Annotated in this window: 14 protein-coding genes; 5 read left to right on the forward strand and 9 right to left on the reverse strand. The window is 67.0% G+C overall.

Going from position 1 to position 15160, the window contains the following annotated elements; all coding sequences use genetic code 11:
* Window positions 1–2 precede the first annotated feature (2 nt).
* Window positions 3–911 carry an alpha/beta hydrolase gene (locus tag H5407_RS14210; RefSeq protein ID WP_183105199.1) on the reverse strand — a complete coding sequence of 303 codons (909 nt, stop codon included), beginning with the start codon at window positions 909–911 and terminating at the stop codon, window positions 3–5.
* A gap of 137 nt (window positions 912–1048) precedes the next feature.
* Between H5407_RS14210 and H5407_RS14215 the strand changes: the two genes are divergently transcribed.
* The gene (locus H5407_RS14215; RefSeq protein WP_183105116.1) at window positions 1049–2191 is read left to right on the forward strand and encodes an iron-containing alcohol dehydrogenase; all 1143 of its coding nucleotides are present in this window, start codon (window positions 1049–1051) and stop codon (window positions 2189–2191) included.
* A 212-nt stretch (window positions 2192–2403) separates the two neighbouring features.
* Here the strand turns inward: H5407_RS14215 and aceA are convergent, their stop codons facing one another.
* The 3 genes from aceA to pmbA all read right to left on the reverse strand — a co-directional run bounded on the left by aceA (window position 2404) and on the right by pmbA (window position 6923).
* Complete coding sequence (gene aceA / locus H5407_RS14220; protein WP_404935635.1) at window positions 2404–3702, reverse strand: isocitrate lyase; 1299 nt, start codon at window positions 3700–3702, stop codon at window positions 2404–2406.
* Window positions 3703–4175: 473 nt separating this feature from the next.
* The gene (locus tag H5407_RS14225) at window positions 4176–5258 is read right to left on the reverse strand and encodes a TRAP transporter substrate-binding protein (RefSeq protein ID WP_183105117.1); all 1083 of its coding nucleotides are present in this window, start codon (window positions 5256–5258) and stop codon (window positions 4176–4178) included.
* Between the two features lie 255 nt (window positions 5259–5513).
* Complete coding sequence (gene pmbA, locus H5407_RS14230) at window positions 5514–6923, reverse strand: metalloprotease PmbA (protein WP_183105118.1); 1410 nt, start codon at window positions 6921–6923, stop codon at window positions 5514–5516.
* A 120-nt stretch (window positions 6924–7043) separates the two neighbouring features.
* On the opposite strand from pmbA, the gene yjgA reads away from it, so the two are divergent.
* Both yjgA and mog read left to right on the forward strand, forming a co-directional pair.
* Window positions 7044–7616 carry a ribosome biogenesis factor YjgA gene (gene yjgA / locus H5407_RS14235; RefSeq protein WP_183105119.1) on the forward strand — a complete coding sequence of 191 codons (573 nt, stop codon included), beginning with the start codon at window positions 7044–7046 and terminating at the stop codon, window positions 7614–7616.
* Window positions 7609–8217: a molybdopterin adenylyltransferase gene (gene mog / locus H5407_RS14240; RefSeq protein WP_183105120.1), complete on the forward strand. Its 609-nt coding sequence runs from the start codon at window positions 7609–7611 to the stop codon at window positions 8215–8217. Before yjgA ends, mog begins: the two co-directional genes overlap by 8 nt.
* Window positions 8218–8287: 70 nt before the next feature.
* Here the strand turns inward: mog and cysE are convergent, their stop codons facing one another.
* Window positions 8288–9055: a serine O-acetyltransferase gene (gene cysE / locus H5407_RS14245; protein WP_183105121.1), complete on the reverse strand. Its 768-nt coding sequence runs from the start codon at window positions 9053–9055 to the stop codon at window positions 8288–8290.
* An 84-nt stretch (window positions 9056–9139) separates the two neighbouring features.
* The gene (locus H5407_RS14250) at window positions 9140–9901 is read right to left on the reverse strand and encodes an RNA methyltransferase (protein WP_183105122.1); all 762 of its coding nucleotides are present in this window, start codon (window positions 9899–9901) and stop codon (window positions 9140–9142) included.
* Window positions 9902–10037: 136 nt separating this feature from the next.
* Here H5407_RS14250 and H5407_RS14255 point away from each other — a divergent pair, with 136 nt between their 5' ends.
* Window positions 10038–11012, forward strand: a complete 975-nt coding sequence (locus H5407_RS14255) for an inositol monophosphatase family protein (RefSeq protein ID WP_183105123.1) — start codon at window positions 10038–10040, stop codon at window positions 11010–11012.
* 54 nt (window positions 11013–11066) lie between these two features.
* Here H5407_RS14255 and H5407_RS14260 read toward each other — a convergent pair whose 3' ends face one another.
* A complete protein-coding gene (locus H5407_RS14260) occupies window positions 11067–11732 on the reverse strand; it encodes an NTP transferase domain-containing protein (protein ID WP_183105124.1) in 666 nt (221 codons plus the stop codon).
* A 124-nt stretch (window positions 11733–11856) separates the two neighbouring features.
* Here H5407_RS14260 and pdxH point away from each other — a divergent pair, with 124 nt between their 5' ends.
* A complete protein-coding gene (gene pdxH, locus H5407_RS14265) occupies window positions 11857–12492 on the forward strand; it encodes a pyridoxamine 5'-phosphate oxidase (protein WP_183105125.1) in 636 nt (211 codons plus the stop codon).
* Between the two features lie 22 nt (window positions 12493–12514).
* On the opposite strand, the gene H5407_RS14270 is transcribed toward pdxH, so the two are convergent.
* Window positions 12515–14614, reverse strand: coding sequence for a TonB-dependent receptor (locus H5407_RS14270; RefSeq protein WP_183105126.1), 2100 nt, complete (start codon window positions 14612–14614; stop codon window positions 12515–12517).
* Window positions 14615–14762: 148 nt separating this feature from the next.
* The gene (locus H5407_RS14275; RefSeq protein ID WP_183105127.1) at window positions 14763–15116 is read right to left on the reverse strand and encodes a hypothetical protein; all 354 of its coding nucleotides are present in this window, start codon (window positions 15114–15116) and stop codon (window positions 14763–14765) included.
* Window positions 15117–15160 lie beyond the last annotated feature (44 nt).

Genomic DNA, 15160 nt, shown 5'->3' on the forward strand with positions numbered 1-15160 from the left:
GGTCATGGCTTCAGGGCCTCCTTGAGAGCCACGGCACAGGCATCCAGGGCCTGCAGGGCTTCGGGGATGGTACGGCCCATCTTGATGAAATCGTGGGTGACGCCGCGGAACAGCTCCAGTTGCACCGCCACGCCCTGGCTGCGCAGCAGGTCGCCATAGGCCAAGCCTTCATCGACCAGGGGGTCGCACTCAGCCAGGATCAGGGCGGCGGGCGCGAGGTCGGCATGGTCTGGCGCCTCCAGGGGCGCGAAGCGCCAGTCCTTGCGGTGATGGTGCTCGATGTAATGATCGAAGAACCACTGGATAGAGGAGGCATCGAGCAGGAAGCCCTGGGAGAAGAACTTGTGCGAGGCCGTGTCCGCATGGGCCGTGGTGCCCGGCGTGATCAGCAGCTGCAGGGCCAGCGGCTGGCCCTGGTCCCGCGCGTGCAGGGCACAGACAGCAGCCAGGGTGCCGCCCGCGCTGTCGCCGCCCACCGCCAGCCGGCTGCCGTCCAGGCCGAGGGCCGAGGCCGCGCCGGGCAGCCACTGCATCACGGCCCAACAGTCGTCCACCGCCGCAGGAAACTTGTGCTCGGGTGCCAGGCGGTAGTCCAGCGCGATCACGGCACAACCACTGCGCAGGGCCAGCTGGCGGCACAGGCTGTCATGGGTCTCGAGGCTGCCGATGGTGAAGCCGCCGCCATGGAAATACAGCAATACGGGCAGGACGGCATCACTGGGCGCATAGAGCCGTGCCTGCAAGGGGCCTTGGGCACCGGGCACGGTCAGGTTCTCGACGCGGGCCAGGGGCGCACGCGGCAGGTCCAGGATCTCGGCGCCCATCAGGTAGCCGATGCGCGCCTGCTTGGGCGTCAGGCTGTGGAAGGCCGGGCGGTTGGCGCGGTGGATGCGTTCCAGCACCGCGGCCATCCGCGGTGTCAACAAGGTGCTACTCAAAGAGGACTCCTGGGCTTAGGCTGCAGCGCATCGCGCGGCGGCCAGGGCGGGCATTTTCGCAGACCGGCCGCTGCGCCCGTGATGGGACCGGAAATGAGGAAAGGCTGCCCATGGCATTGATCCGCTTCGTCAATCCCGTCTACCTTGACGCTGGCGCGCGGCTGCGCCTGGGCGAGGAGGCGCGTGCGCTGGGCTTTCGCAAGCCCCTGGTCATCACGGATCGAGGCGTGCGGGCCGCGGGCGTGCTGGACCTCGCGCTGGAAGGCCTCTGGGGCTGGCCGATGGCCATCTACGACGGCACCCCTGGCAACCCGACCGAGGCAGCGGTTCGCGAGGCCTGGCGGTGCTGGCGCGACGAGGCCTGCGATGGCTTGATAGCCATCGGCGGCGGCTCCAGCATCGACCTGGCCAAGGGCCTGGCCCTGAGGGCCACGCACGAGGGGCCGCTGCACCACTACGCCACCATCGAGGGCGGCAGCGAGCGCATCGGCCCGCAGGCCCTGGCGTTGATCGCCGTCCCGACGACGGCAGGCACAGGCAGCGAGGTGGCGCGCGGCTCCCTGCTGATCACGGACGATGGCCGCAAACTGGGCTTCCACTCCTGGCACCTGCTGCCGCGCCTGGCCTTGTGCGACCCCATGCTCACCCAGGCCCTGCCACCAGGCCTGACGGCCGCGACGGGCATGGACGCCCTCGCCCATTGCCTGGAGACCTTCATGTCGGCGGCCTTCAACCCGGTGGCTGACGGCATCGCGCTGGAGGGTCTGCGTCGGGGCTGGGCGACCATCGAGCGGGCGGTCCACGAGGGCAGCGATCTTGACGCGCGCCTGCAGATGATGTGCGCCAGCGCCATGGGCGCCATGGCCTTCCAGAAGGGGCTGGGCTGCGTTCATTCGCTGAGCCATGCCATCGGCGGGCTGCATCCGAAGGCGCACCATGGCACCCTCAACGCGATCTTCCTGCCAGCGGTGCTGCGCTTCAATGCCGGCCATCCGAGCCTGCTGGCCGACGAAAAGCTGTCACGCCTGGCCCAGGCCATGGGTTTGCCGAACGCGGCCCCCGATGCCCTGGCCGAGGCCTTGCGCCAGCGCACGCAGGACCTGGCCCTGCCCACGCGGCTGTCCGACATGGGCTTGGACTTGGCGGATGCCGATCTCATCATCGAACGGGCATTGAAGGATCACTGCCATGGGACCAATCCGAGAGCAGCAAGTGCCGAAGATTACGCGGGCCTGTTGGAAGCCTGTGCCTGACGGCGAGCCGGCGGTGTGATCGCCGGCAGTTGGCCCACGCGAGCCCCCCTGACGGCAGACCGAGCGCCCGCCTGGCCGCGGGCGAGCACGCAAGGGGTCCCCCGGCACGCGGCTCCGTCTGCTCTCGGGAAATTGAAAAGGCCTGACACCTCGCGGGGTCAGGCCTTGCCTGCTGGCGATGAAACGCCCGGGCTCGAGCCGGGCATTCCAGATCAGCCGTGCTTCTTGTCGAAGAACTGCTCGTCTTCCGTAGAGCCCTTCAGCGCGGCGGTGGAGGCTTCGGCTTCGATGGTGGTGGTCACGGCATCGAAGTAACCGGTGCCCACCTCACGCTGGTGCTTGACGGCGGTGAAGCCACGGTCGGCGGCGGCGAACTCCTTCTCCTGCAGCTCGACGAAGGCGCTCATGTTGTTGCGAGCGTAGCCATAGGCCAGGTCGAACATCGAGTAGTTCAGGCTGTGGAAGCCGGCCAGCGTGATGAACTGGAACTTGTAGCCCATAGCGCCCAGTTCGCGCTGGAACTTAGCGATGGTGGCGTCATCCAGGTTCTTCTTCCAGTTGAAGGAAGGCGAGCAGTTGTACGCCAGCAGCTTGCCGGGGAACTTGGCATGAATGGCGTCCGCGAAGGCCTTGGCGAAGGCCAGGTCGGGCTTGCCGGTCTCGCACCAGATCATGTCGGCATAGGGCGCATAGGCCAGGCCGCGGCTGATGGCCTGGTCCAGGCCGTTGCGGGTGCGGAAAAAGCCTTCCACGGTGCGCTCGCCAGTGCAGAAGGGCTTGTCGTTGTCGTCCACGTCGGTGGTGACCAGGTCACCGGCTTCGGCGTCGGTTCGGGCCAGCAGCACGGTGGGCACGCCCATGACGTCAGCGGCCAGACGGGCGGCGACCAGCTTGGCCACGGCCTCGCGGGTCGGGACCAGCACCTTGCCGCCCATGTGGCCACACTTCTTGGCAGCAGCCAGCTGGTCTTCGAAGTGCACGCCGGCAGCGCCCGCGTCGATCATGGACTTCATCAGCTCGAAGGCGTTCAGCACACCGCCGAAGCCGGCTTCGGCGTCGGCCACGATGGGGGCGAAGAAGTCGGTGTCATTCTTGCCTTCGCTCCACTGGATTTCGTCAGCGCGCTTGAAGGTGGCGTTGATGCGCTTGACGACCTTGGGCACCGAGTCCACCGAGTACAGGGACTGGTCGGGGTACATCTCGCCATTGCTGTTGGCGTCCCCAGCGACCTGCCAGCCGGACAGGTAGATGGCCTTCAGGCCGGCCTTCACCTGCTGCATGGCCTGGTTGCCGGTCAGGGCGCCCAGGGCGTTGATGAAGGGCTCGGTGTTGACCAGGTTCCACAGCTTCTCGGCACCGCGCTGGGCCAGGGTGTGCTCGATCTTCAAGGAGCCGCGCAGGCGCACCACGTCAGCGGCGGTGTAGCCGCGCTTGATGCCCTTCCAACGGGGGTTCTCGGCCCAGTCCTTCTCGAGGGCGGCGATTTGCTGTTCACGGGTCAGAGTCGTCATGCTTAGCTCCTGGTGAGATGTGAAAACGAAGAACTCGTTGGACTCAAATCTAGGGCCTGGCCAGCCCTTTGTGGTGACTTATGTCTTATATAAGACTAAAAATCTTTTCTTTCCAAATCAATGACTTAGATACAGCATTCCGTATTGCAAAACGATCTTTACCATCATGAGAAATCTTGCTGCATTGCAGCAGGTGCTCTTTTTGCGATCTGAAATGCCAATTGCGCATCGTGAAATATTGAGGCCAACACAGCAGCGTCAGCCAGCTCCATTGCACAGTGCGGGATAGCAAGGCGCAGCGGGTGCCTGCCGCGCTGCCCTTGGGCATTGCGGATTTCATATTGCGGCACCCCTATCCCTCTGAACCCCGTCGCAGGCAAGCCCACGCAACGCCGCGGCAGGAAAAAGCCCCCAGGCCGTTCGGCGTGGGGGCTGGCGTGGCCGGTCGAACGCCCGCGGGCGCAAGGGCCGACTCAGAGCTTCTGGGCCTGCATGAAGTCGTCGAAGCCTGCCTCGGCGAAGCGGAACCACAGATTCTGGTCGCGGCGGAAAGCAGACAGATCCTCGTAGACCTTCTTCCAGTTCGGGTTCTTGGCCGACAGCTCACTGTAGATGGCCATGGATTCCTTGAAAGCCAGGTCCATCACGTCGCGTGGGAACTTGAAGAGCTTGGTGCCCGAACCCACGAGACTCTTGAGGGCCTGCGGATTCTTGGCGTCGTACTTGGCCTGCATGTCGATGTGGGCCTGGGCGGCCGCGCATTCCACGATAGCCTTGTACTCGGCGCTCAGGCCGTCGTAGGCCTTGGTGTTGATGTAGAAGTCCAGCTGCGGGCCGCCTTCCCACCAGCCGGGGTAGTAGTAGTTCGGTGCGACCTTGTTGAAGCCCAGCTTCTGGTCATCATAGGGGCCGACCCACTCGGCGGCATCGATGGTGCCCTTTTCCAGCGCGGAATAGATTTCACCACCCGGAATGTTCTGCGGTACACCGCCCATGCGCTCCAGCACACGGCCGGCAAAGCCGCCGATGCGCATCTTCATGCCCTTGATGTCGGCCACGGACTTGATTTCCTTGCGATACCAGCCGCCCATCTGCGCACCGGTATTGCCACCCAGGAAATTGATGATGTTGTAGTTGCGATAGAACTCGCGCATCAGCTTCAGGCCGTTGCCTTCCACCATCCAGGCCGACATCTGGCGGCTGTTCAGGCCGAAGGGAATGGCACAACCCAGGGCGAAGGTTTCGTCCTTGCCGAAGAAATAGTAGGGCGCCGTATGCGCCATCTCTACGGTGCCGTTTTGCACACCATCCACCACGCCGAAGGGAGGCATCAGCTCGCCACCGGCGTGCACGGAGATCTGGAACTTGCCACCGGTCATCTCCGAAACCTTCTTCGCGAAGACATCGGCAGCGCCAAAAATAGTGTCCAGGGACTTGGGAAAACTGGATGCCAAGCGCCAGCGGATATTCGCTTGCGCATGCACGATGGCCGGTGCCGAAGCGGCTGCCAGAACACCTGCCAGGCCAGCCTGCTTCACGAAGGAACGACGTTCCATACACGACTCCTAGAAAAGTGGTCAAACGCGGGGAAAATCCCGGGTCGAAAATGATTCTAGGAGTGCCCCTCCTGGGTGCTGACAGGTACAAACCCGTGAAATGGCGCACGATGGAGGCACGATTTCGTGCGTGACCCGCACAGTCTGAAAACAGGCTGAAACGAGGCTTTCACGAAACTGATTTCCTGGCGCCCCGCCAGCAAAAAAACCGCACAAAGCTGTCCACATGCGGGCTGGCAGCAGTGGCCCGGACGCTCAGGCGCCCGCCAGTTTCATGCGCGAGACCAGCATCGAGCCGACGGACTTGCTGCCCAGCGTGTAGACGTCGTTGCCGATGCCGACGATGTCCTTGAACATCTGGCGCACATTGCCAGCAATGGTCACCTCATGGACAGGGAAGGCGATCTCGCCGTTCTCGACCCAGTAGCCGCTGGCGCCACGGGAGTAGTCGCCGGTGACGTAGTTGACGCCCTGCCCCATCAGCTCGGTCACGAAGAGACCGCGGCCCAGGCGGCGCAGCATGGTGGGGAGGTCGTCGCCGGGCGCGGTGTTGCGGCTGCTCATGCGCAGATTGTGCGAGCCGCCGGCATGGCCGGTGGTGCGCAGACCCAGCTTGCGGGCCGAGTAGGTCGACAGGAAGTAGCCCTGCAACACACCGGCCTCGACCACGGTGCGGGGCCGGGTGATCACGCCTTCGTCGTCGAAGGGCGTGCTGCCCTTGCCCTTGGGTTCGTGCGGGTCCTCATGCACATCGATGTGCGGAGCCAGCACCGGCGTGCCCAGACTGTCCAGCAGGAAACTGGCCTTGCGGTACAGCGCACCGCCGCTGGTAGCCTGAACCAGCGCGCCTAGCAGGCCAGCTGCCACGGTCGATTCAAACAGCACCGGCACTTCGGCAGTCTTGACACGACGGGCCTTCAGCCGAGACAGGGCCCGCTCAGCGGCATAGCGGCCGATGGCCTCGGGCGAGGCCAGATCAGCGGCCGAGCGCATGGAGCTGTACCAGGCATCGCGCTGCATGCCCGCGCCGCGGCCCGCGATGGGCGCGACAGACAGGGTGTGGCGCGAGCTGGCATAGCCGGCCATGAAGCCGCGCGTGTTGCCGGCGATGAAATGCGACTGCTGGGCGGACACGGCCGCGCCCTCGGAGTTCGTGATGCGCGGATCGGTGGCGAAGCAGGCCGCCTCGCAGCGCAGGGCCAGCTGGGCGGCGGTTTCGGCGTCCAGGTCCCAGGGGTGGAAGAGGTCCAGTTCGGGGCGCTGGCTGGCGTCGAGGGCCAGGTCTTGCTCATCCGGCAGGCCGGCGAAGGCATCCTCGGCGGTGAAGCGGGCGATGTCGAAGGCCGCGCGCACCGTGTCCTTGAGGGCTTGCGGCGAGAAGTCGGAGGTGCTGGCATTGCCGCGGCGCTGGCCCAGGTAGACCGAAATGCCCAGGGTCTTGTCGCGGTTGCGCTCGACATTCTCCAGCTCGCCCCGCCGCACCGAGACTGACAGGCCGCAGCCCTCGGAGACCTCGGCGCCGGCGTCGCTGGCGCCCAGGCGGCGCGCCTCGTTCAGGGCATCCTCCACCAGCTGGCGGAACTGATCCTGGCTGTAGGCAAAGCCGTGGACGGCATGTGCGCTGGAGGCGGGGGTCTCGGTGGTCTTGGCGGTGGTGTTGGACATGGGCGGCGATGGGGTCTGTCCGGCGGATGGCCGGGGTGGGCGACTATCATACGAGTCTTGGCGCCCCGCCGCCCGCAGTACGCGGACCCCTCGGGAATGCCCCTGCCGTATCGAGCACCCATGCACCATTCCTACGACGACACCGGCGCTGACGACGACTTCAGCCGCCCCAGCAAGAGCCAGCTCAAGCGTGACATGCACGATCTGCAGTCCCTGGGCGAGGACCTGCTGACCCTGCCCGCCAGCCGCCTGGAGCCGCTGAACCTGCCCGAGATCCTGCTGGACGCCATCAAGGCCGCCAAGAAGATCAGCAATTTCGAGGGGCGCCGCCGGCAGATGCAGTACATCGGCAAGCTGATGCGCAAGATCGATGCCGAGCCCGTTCGCCAGGCCGTGGCCGACTTCAAGCTGGGCCGAGCCCAGGACAGCCTCACCCTGCACGAAAGCGAAGCCTGGCGCGAGCGCCTGCTGGCGCAGGATGATGCCCTGCAGGACTTCATCGGCCAGCATCCGGGCGTGGATGTCCAACAGCTGCGCAGCCTCGTGCGCGCCGCACGCAAGGACGCCTCGGCCGCCCCCGAGCAGCGCAGCGGGCGCGCCTTCCGCGAGCTCTTTCAGTTCATCAAGGCCGAGGCCATGCGCATGGCGCAGGATTCCTCCGCCGAAGGGCTGGAGGGTGACGGCGATGAGTGAGGCATCCGTCTTCGAGCCGGTCCGCATCGGCATCGTCTCCATCTCGGACCGGGCCTCCACCGGCGTCTACGAGGACCAGGGGCTGCCCGCGCTGAAGGACTGGCTGGGCCAGGCCCTGCTCAATCCACTGCACTTCGAGGCGCGCCTGATCCCCGACGAGCGAGCGCAGATCGCCGCCACGCTGCGCGAGCTGGTTGATGAGGCCCGCTGCGACCTGGTGCTGACCACCGGCGGCACCGGCCCCGCCCCGCGCGACGTGACGCCCGAGGCCACGCTGGACGTGGCCGATCGCGAGATGCCCGGCTTCGGTGAGCAGATGCGCCAGATCTCCCTGCGCTTCGTGCCCACGGCCATCCTCTCGCGACAAACGGCCATCATCCGGGGCAAGGCGCTGATTCTCAACCTCCCCGGCCAGCCCAAGAGCATCGCCGAGACACTGGAAGGCTTGAAGTCACCCACGGGCGAGGTGGTGGTGAGCGGCATCTTCGCCGCCGTCCCCTATTGCATCGACCTCATCGGCGGCCCCTACCTGGAAACTCGCGAGGACCGCATCAAGGCCTTCCGGCCGAAGAACGCTGTGCGCGTGCGGCCCCAGGCCTGAACGGCGCTCCCGATGCCTGCACCTTGAAAAGGGCGCCACTTGGCGCCCTTTGTCATTGGCGTGGCCCGCCCTACTTGACCAGGCGGCTCAGCGAGGCCGCGTCAAAGCACTCGTCCTGCTGGGCGTCCTTTGGCACGCAGTCGCTGCGCTGGGTCTCGGAGAGCTTGGCGATGGCCTGCCACAGCAGCGCGATCTGGTGCTCGTGGCCGGCGGCGTTGTCGATCAGGCCCTTCATGGCCAAGGCCACGGGGTCGTCGCCCTGCGTGACCCCGTAGGCCGAGAAGCCCATGCGCGCCGCAGCGGCTTCGCGTTGGGCTTCGGCCTGGGCCTCGATGATGCGGGCCGGGTTGCCCACGGCCGTCGCGCCCGCGGGCACGGGCTTGGTCACCACCGCGCCCGAGCCGATGCGCGCGCCAGCACCCACGGTGAAGCCGCCCAGCACGCAGGCATTGGCGCCCACGATCACGCCGGGCTCCAGCGTCGGATGCCGCTTGGCGCCCTTCACCAGCGAGGTGCCGCCCAGGGTCACGCCCTGGTAGATGGTGCAGCCCTCGCCGATCTCGGCCATCTCGCCGATCACGATACCCATGCCATGATCGATGAAGACCCGGCGTGCGATGGTGGCGCCCGGGTGAATCTCAATGCCGGTCAGGAAACGCGACAGGTGCGAGATGAAGCGCCCCAGCCATTTGAAGCCATGCTTCCAGCACCAATGGGCCCGCCGGTGCAACACGAGTGCATGCAGGCCGGGATAACAAGTCAGCACCTCCCAGCTGCTGCGCGCGGCGGGGTCGCGCTCAAGAATCAGCTGAATGTCTTCACGAAGGCGCTTGAACATGGTGGCGATGCCGGGGGAGTCGTGAACAAGGGAGCGTCAGTGTAGCGGTGGGGGCTGGCGGCTGGCGGCGTGGGGAAATTGTTGTCAGTCCTCGCCCGCATCACCCCGGTGGCCTGACGGCGCCTGCAGGCGCAGCATGCTGCGGGCCATGCCGCGCAGGATGTGCACCTCCTCCTGCGTCAGTTGGGCGCGGTTGAAGAGCTGGTTGAGGCGCGGCATCAGCTTCTTGGGCGCCGCCGGGTCCAGGTAGCCAATGTGCTCCAGGGCCTCCTGCAGATGGCCCAGCAGGCCCTGCACCGCACGTCCATCGGCCAGCAGGGGATCGGCCGTGCGGGCCGCCACCTCAAAACCGCCCAGCGCCTGGCGCCACTCATAGGCCAACAGCTGCACGGCCTGGGAGAGGTTCAGCGAGCCATAGTCCGGATGGGTGGGAATGGAGAGCACGGCGTGGCAGCGGTAGACATCCTCGTTGCTCATGCCGTAGCGCTCAGAGCCAAAGACCAGGCCCAGCGTGTGCCCCGAGGCCGCCAGCTCGGCAAAGAGAGGCCGCGGCGCGGAGGTGGGCGGGCCGAAGTCCCGCGGGGTCATGGCGGTCGCGCAGGCGTAGGTGACGCCCTCCAGCGCTTCCTCCAGCGTCTCCACGATGCGGGCGCGGGCCAGGATGTCGGCGGCACCGCTGGCCATGGCGATGGTGTCCTCCTGGCAGAGCACATCGGCAAAGCGCGGGCGCACCAGCACCAGCTCGGAGAAGCCCATGACCTTCATGGCCCGCGCTGCCGCGCCCACGTTGCCGGGGTGGCTGGTCTGAATCAGGATAAATCGTGTGGATTCCACGCTGGCGGGCATGAGCTTCTCGGCTAAAATGGCGGATTATCCGCGCCGTGGATGCCACTGCCCAGCCGTGATGGCCGTGCCGCTGCTCCGCGCAGACGCCCTGCTCTTTTCCTTCGCCAGTCCACCTCTTTCGTTTGCAGGTTCACGCATGACGCAAGCTTCTCTTCATCCCATGCTCAACGTCGCCATCAAGGCGGCCCGTGCAGCGGGATCCATCATCAATCGCGCCTCCCTGGACCTCGACATCCTCAAGATCAACAGCAAGTCGCCCAACGACTTCGTGACCGAGGTGGACCAGGCTGCCGAGCAGCTCATCATCGAGACCCTGCTGCAGGCCTATCCCGAGCACGGCATCCTTGCCGAAGAATCCGGCCGCGAGCACGGCAACAAGACCTCCGAATTCCAGTGGATCATCGACCCACTCGATGGCACCACCAACTTCATTCACGGCTTCCCCGTCTATGCGGTGTCCATCGCACTGGCCCACCGCAACGTGGTCCAGCAGGCCGTGGTCTATGACCCGACCCGTAATGACCTCTTCTACGCCACCAAGGGCCGCGGCGCCTACCTGAACGACCGCCGCCTGCGCGTGTCGCGCCGCACCCGCATGAGCGATGCACTCATCGGCACGGGCTTCCCCTTCCGTCGCGGCGACAACTTCAAGCGCTACCTGAAGATGTTCGAAGCCGTGATGCAGGAATGCGCCGGCCTGCGCCGCCCGGGCGCCGCCGCACTGGACCTCTGCTACGTGGCCGCTGGCTACTACGACGCCTTCTTCGAGACCGGCCTGAACCCCTGGGACGTGGCGGCCGGTTCCCTGATCATTGCCGAGGCCGGCGGCCTGGTGGGCAACTTCACGGGCGAGGCCGACTTCCTGCACCAGCGGGAGATCGTCGCCGGCAACCCGCGCATCTACGGGCAGTTGGTCCAGATCCTCGCCCCCTACACCCGCGTGATCACGCAGGAAGCGCTGGACGAGGACGCCAGCAAGTCATCCGCCAAGCCTGCGGCTGATGCCAGCGCCGAAGTGGCCAGGAAGGTCGCCGCCGCCCCGGCCGAGCGCAAGCGCGGCCCGGTGCGCATCAAGAAGACCGACAAGAGCAGCGACGACGCCCCGATCTGACCAACGCCACCCAAGACTCAAGGGCGCCCTCGATGCTTCGTCGGGGGCGCTTTTTCATGTCCAGGTGCTGCCGATCGACGCCGCCCGGACGCCATGGTCCGGCAGGCCCGTGAGTTCCCGCTCGCGCAGGCGCTGCAGATCTTCCACGGTGTCCACGCTTTCCAGCACGCCGGGATCAGGCACCTCGATGCCCACCGCCGGGTAGCGCGCCACCAGGCGGCGTGCCCCCTCGTCCCCCTGCAGGCCGACCAGGTCTGAGTACAGCTCGGCCGAGAAGGCCAGGGGCTGGCCGCTGCGCCCCCTGTGCTGGGCAAAGGCCACGGCCTGCTCGCCCAGCCCATTGGCCACTGCACGCAGAGTGTCCGGGCAGACGCTGGGCATGTCGCCCGGCAGCAGGACCCATCCGGGCGCATCGCCGGTGGCGGAGACCCCAGCAGCGATGCTGTGCCCCATGCCCACAGGCAAGACCTGACCCTGCACGCCGCGCTCCGGCAGCACCACCAGCTGATCCAGCCGCTGGACCAGGCTCTGCACCTGGTCCTGCATGGCTTGCGTCGTGACGATCACCCATGGCAGGCCCGCGGCCCGCACCTGGGCGACGGTTCGCTGCAGCACCGTCTCCCCAGCCTTCAGCTCTTGAAGGAGCTTGTGGCCGGGGCCTTTGAAGCGGCAGCCCTGTCCAGCGGCCAGCACGACGACAACAGGCCGTCGTTCATCCATTCGAATCACCTTTTTCATCTCGCCGCCTGTTTAGCGACTGTTGCCCTGCAGCATGCCTGCACCCCCCAGGGCGCCCCATAGGGAGCTTCACTTAAGGAGTTCCCGCCTGAGTGATACTCCCGGTATGAACAAGCTTTCCGATCTGCGCAAGAGCTACGAGTTGGCTGAGCTGGATGAATCCCAGGCCTCCAACGAGCCCCTGATCCAGTTCCGCCAGTGGCTCGACGAAGCCCTGAAGGCCGAGCTGCCCGAGCCCAATGCCATGACCCTGGCCACCGTGGGCGCGGACGGTCGCCCCTCGACCCGCATCGTGCTGATCAAGGGCCTCGATGAACGCGGCATCGTCTGGTACACCAACTACGACAGCCGCAAGGGCCATGAGCTCTCCGTCCATCCCTTTGCTGCCCTGCAGTTTCATTGGGTGGAGTTGGAGCGCGTGGTGCGCATCGAGGGTCGGGTCGAGAAGGTCAGCGCAGAGGAATCTGACGCCTACTTCCACTCGCGCCCCCTGGACTCCCGCCTGGGCGCCTGGGCATCCCCGCAGAGTCAGGTGATCAGCTCCCGCGCCGTGCTGGTGGCCAATGCCGCCAAGGCCGCCGCGATGCACGGGCTGAGCCCGAGCCGCCCCCCGCATTGGGGGGGCTACCGTCTGGTGCCCGAGCGATGGGAGTTCTGGCAGGGCCGCAAGTCCCGTCTGCATGACCGCATCTCCTACAAGCTTGAGGGACAGGCCTGGACCAAGGAGCGCCTCGCGCCCTGAAGTCTTCCGGCCAGGCCAACCCTCAGAAGCGCAGCTGCACGCCCGTGGCCACGCTGCGCCCAGGCAGTGGCGCCCAGTCGCGGATGGTTGACATGCTGGACGCGCGGTAGCCCAGGGCATTGCCAAGGTTGTCGAGCTTGAGGTACCACAGCGCATCCGCCTGGCCCCAACGGAACTGCCGGCTCAATGACAGGCGAGCCAGGGTGTAGCCTGGCGTGGCCCGGTCGATTGCCGGTACGCGGTTCTGCACCGCGGCCTGCTGGATCTCCAGACGCAGGCCCCAGGCCCCGCCCTGCCCGTCCAGGCTCAGCGTGCTGCGCTGGGGAGCAATGCGCGGCAGCGGCTCACCGTGACTCAGGTCATTGCCTTGCACCCAATCGAGCTGCAAGCCGGCCTGCCACTGCCAAGCAGACAGCGCGCCCGGCAGCCAGGGCAGGCGCAAATCCTGCTGCAGGCTCAGCTCCAGGCCCTGCAGGCGCGCCCCGACGGCCTGGTAGGCGTAGACCGGCAACGACTCTCCACCGTCGCCTGGCACCGAGGCACCGGTCGCTCGCAGAGCGATGTAGTCCTTGAAGCGGGTCCGGTAGGCATTGACTTCCACGCTGCCGCTGGCGTGCTTCCAGTGCAGGCCCAGGTCCAGACCGCTGGCATGCTCCAGGCCCAGGGTCGCATCGCCCTGCTCGAAGGCGCCGGTGGCCACATGCACGCCGCTGGCAAAAAGTTCACCCGCCGATGGCGCGCGCTCGGAGTGGTTGATATTGAGGCTCAGGCCCAGGGCCGGCACCGGATGCCAGCTGAGGCTGGCCGAGGCGCTGGCTGGTGCATAACGTCGCTCTGTGGCGGGTCCGAAGCGTGCGTCCGTTGCGTCTGGGGCATCGCCGTCGGAATGCACGCGCACCTGGTCGCGGCGTGCACCCAGGCCCAGCTGCCAGGGGCCGTCGCTCCATTGCTCCAGAATGAAGAGCCCCTGGGCGCGGTTGCGATTGCTGGGCATCAGGGCCTCCTCGCCCTGGACCTCGAAGCGGCTCTGCTCCAATTGCCAGCCCAACACGCCGCGAGCGCCGGCCAGCGGCGCATGCTCGGCCTGCAGGCGCAGCTCAGAGCCGCGCTGGGCAAAACGTGTCCCCAGGGCGCCATCGCCCTCGATCTCGTCATGCTGGTAGCGGGCACGACTGAATTGCCACTGCAGCTTGCGCAGCGGACCTTCGTTCCAGCGCCATTCGCCGGCGCCAGCCACGCGCTGGCGCTGCATGGCGATCTTCACATCGGGCTCCACCGTCACGCCGTAGTCGTTGCGGTAGTCGTCGAAGCTCAGGCCCGCATAGCCGTCCCGACCCAGCCATGAGCCGCCCAGGGCAGCGCTTCGCGCGGCGCTGGCTGAGTTGCGCACATGGTCCATCGGCTGGCCGTCCGGGGCGGTGAACCCGGGCGTCCTCTGGTCATCGGCCAGGCGGCGGGACACGTCGGCATGCCAGGCCCAGGCACCCTGCCCACCGTCCAGCACGGCGGCCAGGGCGCGCTCGTTCGAGGCGCCGCCCAGCCTGAACTCCGCGGCACCGGACAGCCCCTGGGCCGGGCTGCGCGGGATGCGGTTGTCGATGGTGTTGACCACGCCACCGATCGCATTGCCACCGTACAGCAGGGCCGCCGCGCCACGCAGCACCTCGATGCGATCAACGACCAGTGGATCGACGGGCACCGCATGGTCGTAGCTGAGGCTGGAGACGTCCAGCGAGCCGCCCGCGTTGTTGAGCATGCGCACGCGCTCGCCGTCCAGGCCACGGATGGTGGGTCGGCTGGCATTGGGCCCGAAAGATGTGGCCGCGATGCCGGGCAGTCCTTCGACGGTCTCGCCCACGCTGGCGCCGCGGCGCAGCAACAGGGCATCGCCGGCCAGGGCCTGGCCCGGCTGGGCCAGTTCCTTGTTGCCCAGAGGATTGCCGGTCACTTGAACGGCGTCCAGGGTCTGCCTGTCCGCGGGATTGCCTTCAGCATGTACCCATTGCACGGTGAGCAATCCCAGCAGCAGCGCGGTGCGTGGCCACGCCGGGGCGGCAGGGGACGAGGAGGTGATGCCCTGGCGCGCAACGCGCCGGGCTTGGTGTCGAGACTTGTCTTGCATGGATGCTGGGCCTGCTGGATGAGGCCCCCTGGCATTGGCGAGCGCCGATGGCCTCGCCGGGTCTGAGTGGCGGGCGCTATGGCGCCCGCACGCCCGCAGCGCGCATGCGCCACCGGACGAGCTTCATGCCCCTGGACGGGGCGGACTCTCAGGCAAGAAAAGGCGGACCGCGCGCCCGCGGGATGGCCGGCGACGCTTCGGCGGACACCGGTTCGGGGCCTGGGGCGGTCACCGTGGCCAGCGTCAGCAGGACGGTGTGCGGTGATGCACCACTGACCTGATCGCCGTGGGCGAGCTGGTCGAAAAGCTGGCAGTCTGTGGAGCCCAGCGCATGGCCCCAGGCGTCCGAGGATCCCTGCTCGACGGCCGCAGCCGCCAGCCTGAAGCCCTGGTGAGCCGCGCGGTGGCCCTGACCCAGGCCCTGGGCCAGCAGCAGGCACAGGGCCAGCCAGGCGTGCAGCGCCACGGCCGGCCAGAGGCGGGTGCGACGCGGCAAGCTCACCACAGACACTCCCGGCACAAGGAATGCCTGGCTTCGCAGCCCAG

Source organism: Mitsuaria sp. WAJ17 (assembly GCF_014174515.1).
In the GTDB taxonomy this organism is placed as follows: domain Bacteria; phylum Pseudomonadota; class Gammaproteobacteria; order Burkholderiales; family Burkholderiaceae_C; genus Roseateles_B.

What these genes read in the sequence shown, in the direction of transcription:
- H5407_RS14210 (WP_183105199.1), bottom strand. Translation starts at nt 911, where the DNA reads ATGGCCGCGGTGCTGGAACGCATCCACCGCGCCAACCGCCCGGCCTTC.
- H5407_RS14215 (WP_183105116.1), top strand. Translation starts at nt 1,049, where the DNA reads ATGGCATTGATCCGCTTCGTCAATCCCGTCTACCTTGACGCTGGCGCG.
- aceA (WP_404935635.1), bottom strand. Translation starts at nt 3,702, where the DNA reads ATGACGACTCTGACCCGTGAACAGCAAATCGCCGCCCTCGAGAAGGAC.
- H5407_RS14225 (WP_183105117.1), bottom strand. Translation starts at nt 5,258, where the DNA reads ATGGAACGTCGTTCCTTCGTGAAGCAGGCTGGCCTGGCAGGTGTTCTG.
- pmbA (WP_183105118.1), bottom strand. Translation starts at nt 6,923, where the DNA reads ATGTCCAACACCACCGCCAAGACCACCGAGACCCCCGCCTCCAGCGCA.
- yjgA (WP_183105119.1), top strand. Translation starts at nt 7,044, where the DNA reads ATGCACCATTCCTACGACGACACCGGCGCTGACGACGACTTCAGCCGC.
- mog (WP_183105120.1), top strand. Translation starts at nt 7,609, where the DNA reads ATGAGTGAGGCATCCGTCTTCGAGCCGGTCCGCATCGGCATCGTCTCC.
- cysE (WP_183105121.1), bottom strand. Translation starts at nt 9,055, where the DNA reads ATGTTCAAGCGCCTTCGTGAAGACATTCAGCTGATTCTTGAGCGCGAC.
- H5407_RS14250 (WP_183105122.1), bottom strand. Translation starts at nt 9,901, where the DNA reads ATGCCCGCCAGCGTGGAATCCACACGATTTATCCTGATTCAGACCAGC.
- H5407_RS14255 (WP_183105123.1), top strand. Translation starts at nt 10,038, where the DNA reads ATGACGCAAGCTTCTCTTCATCCCATGCTCAACGTCGCCATCAAGGCG.
- H5407_RS14260 (WP_183105124.1), bottom strand. Translation starts at nt 11,732, where the DNA reads ATGGATGAACGACGGCCTGTTGTCGTCGTGCTGGCCGCTGGACAGGGC.
- pdxH (WP_183105125.1), top strand. Translation starts at nt 11,857, where the DNA reads ATGAACAAGCTTTCCGATCTGCGCAAGAGCTACGAGTTGGCTGAGCTG.
- H5407_RS14270 (WP_183105126.1), bottom strand. Translation starts at nt 14,614, where the DNA reads ATGCAAGACAAGTCTCGACACCAAGCCCGGCGCGTTGCGCGCCAGGGC.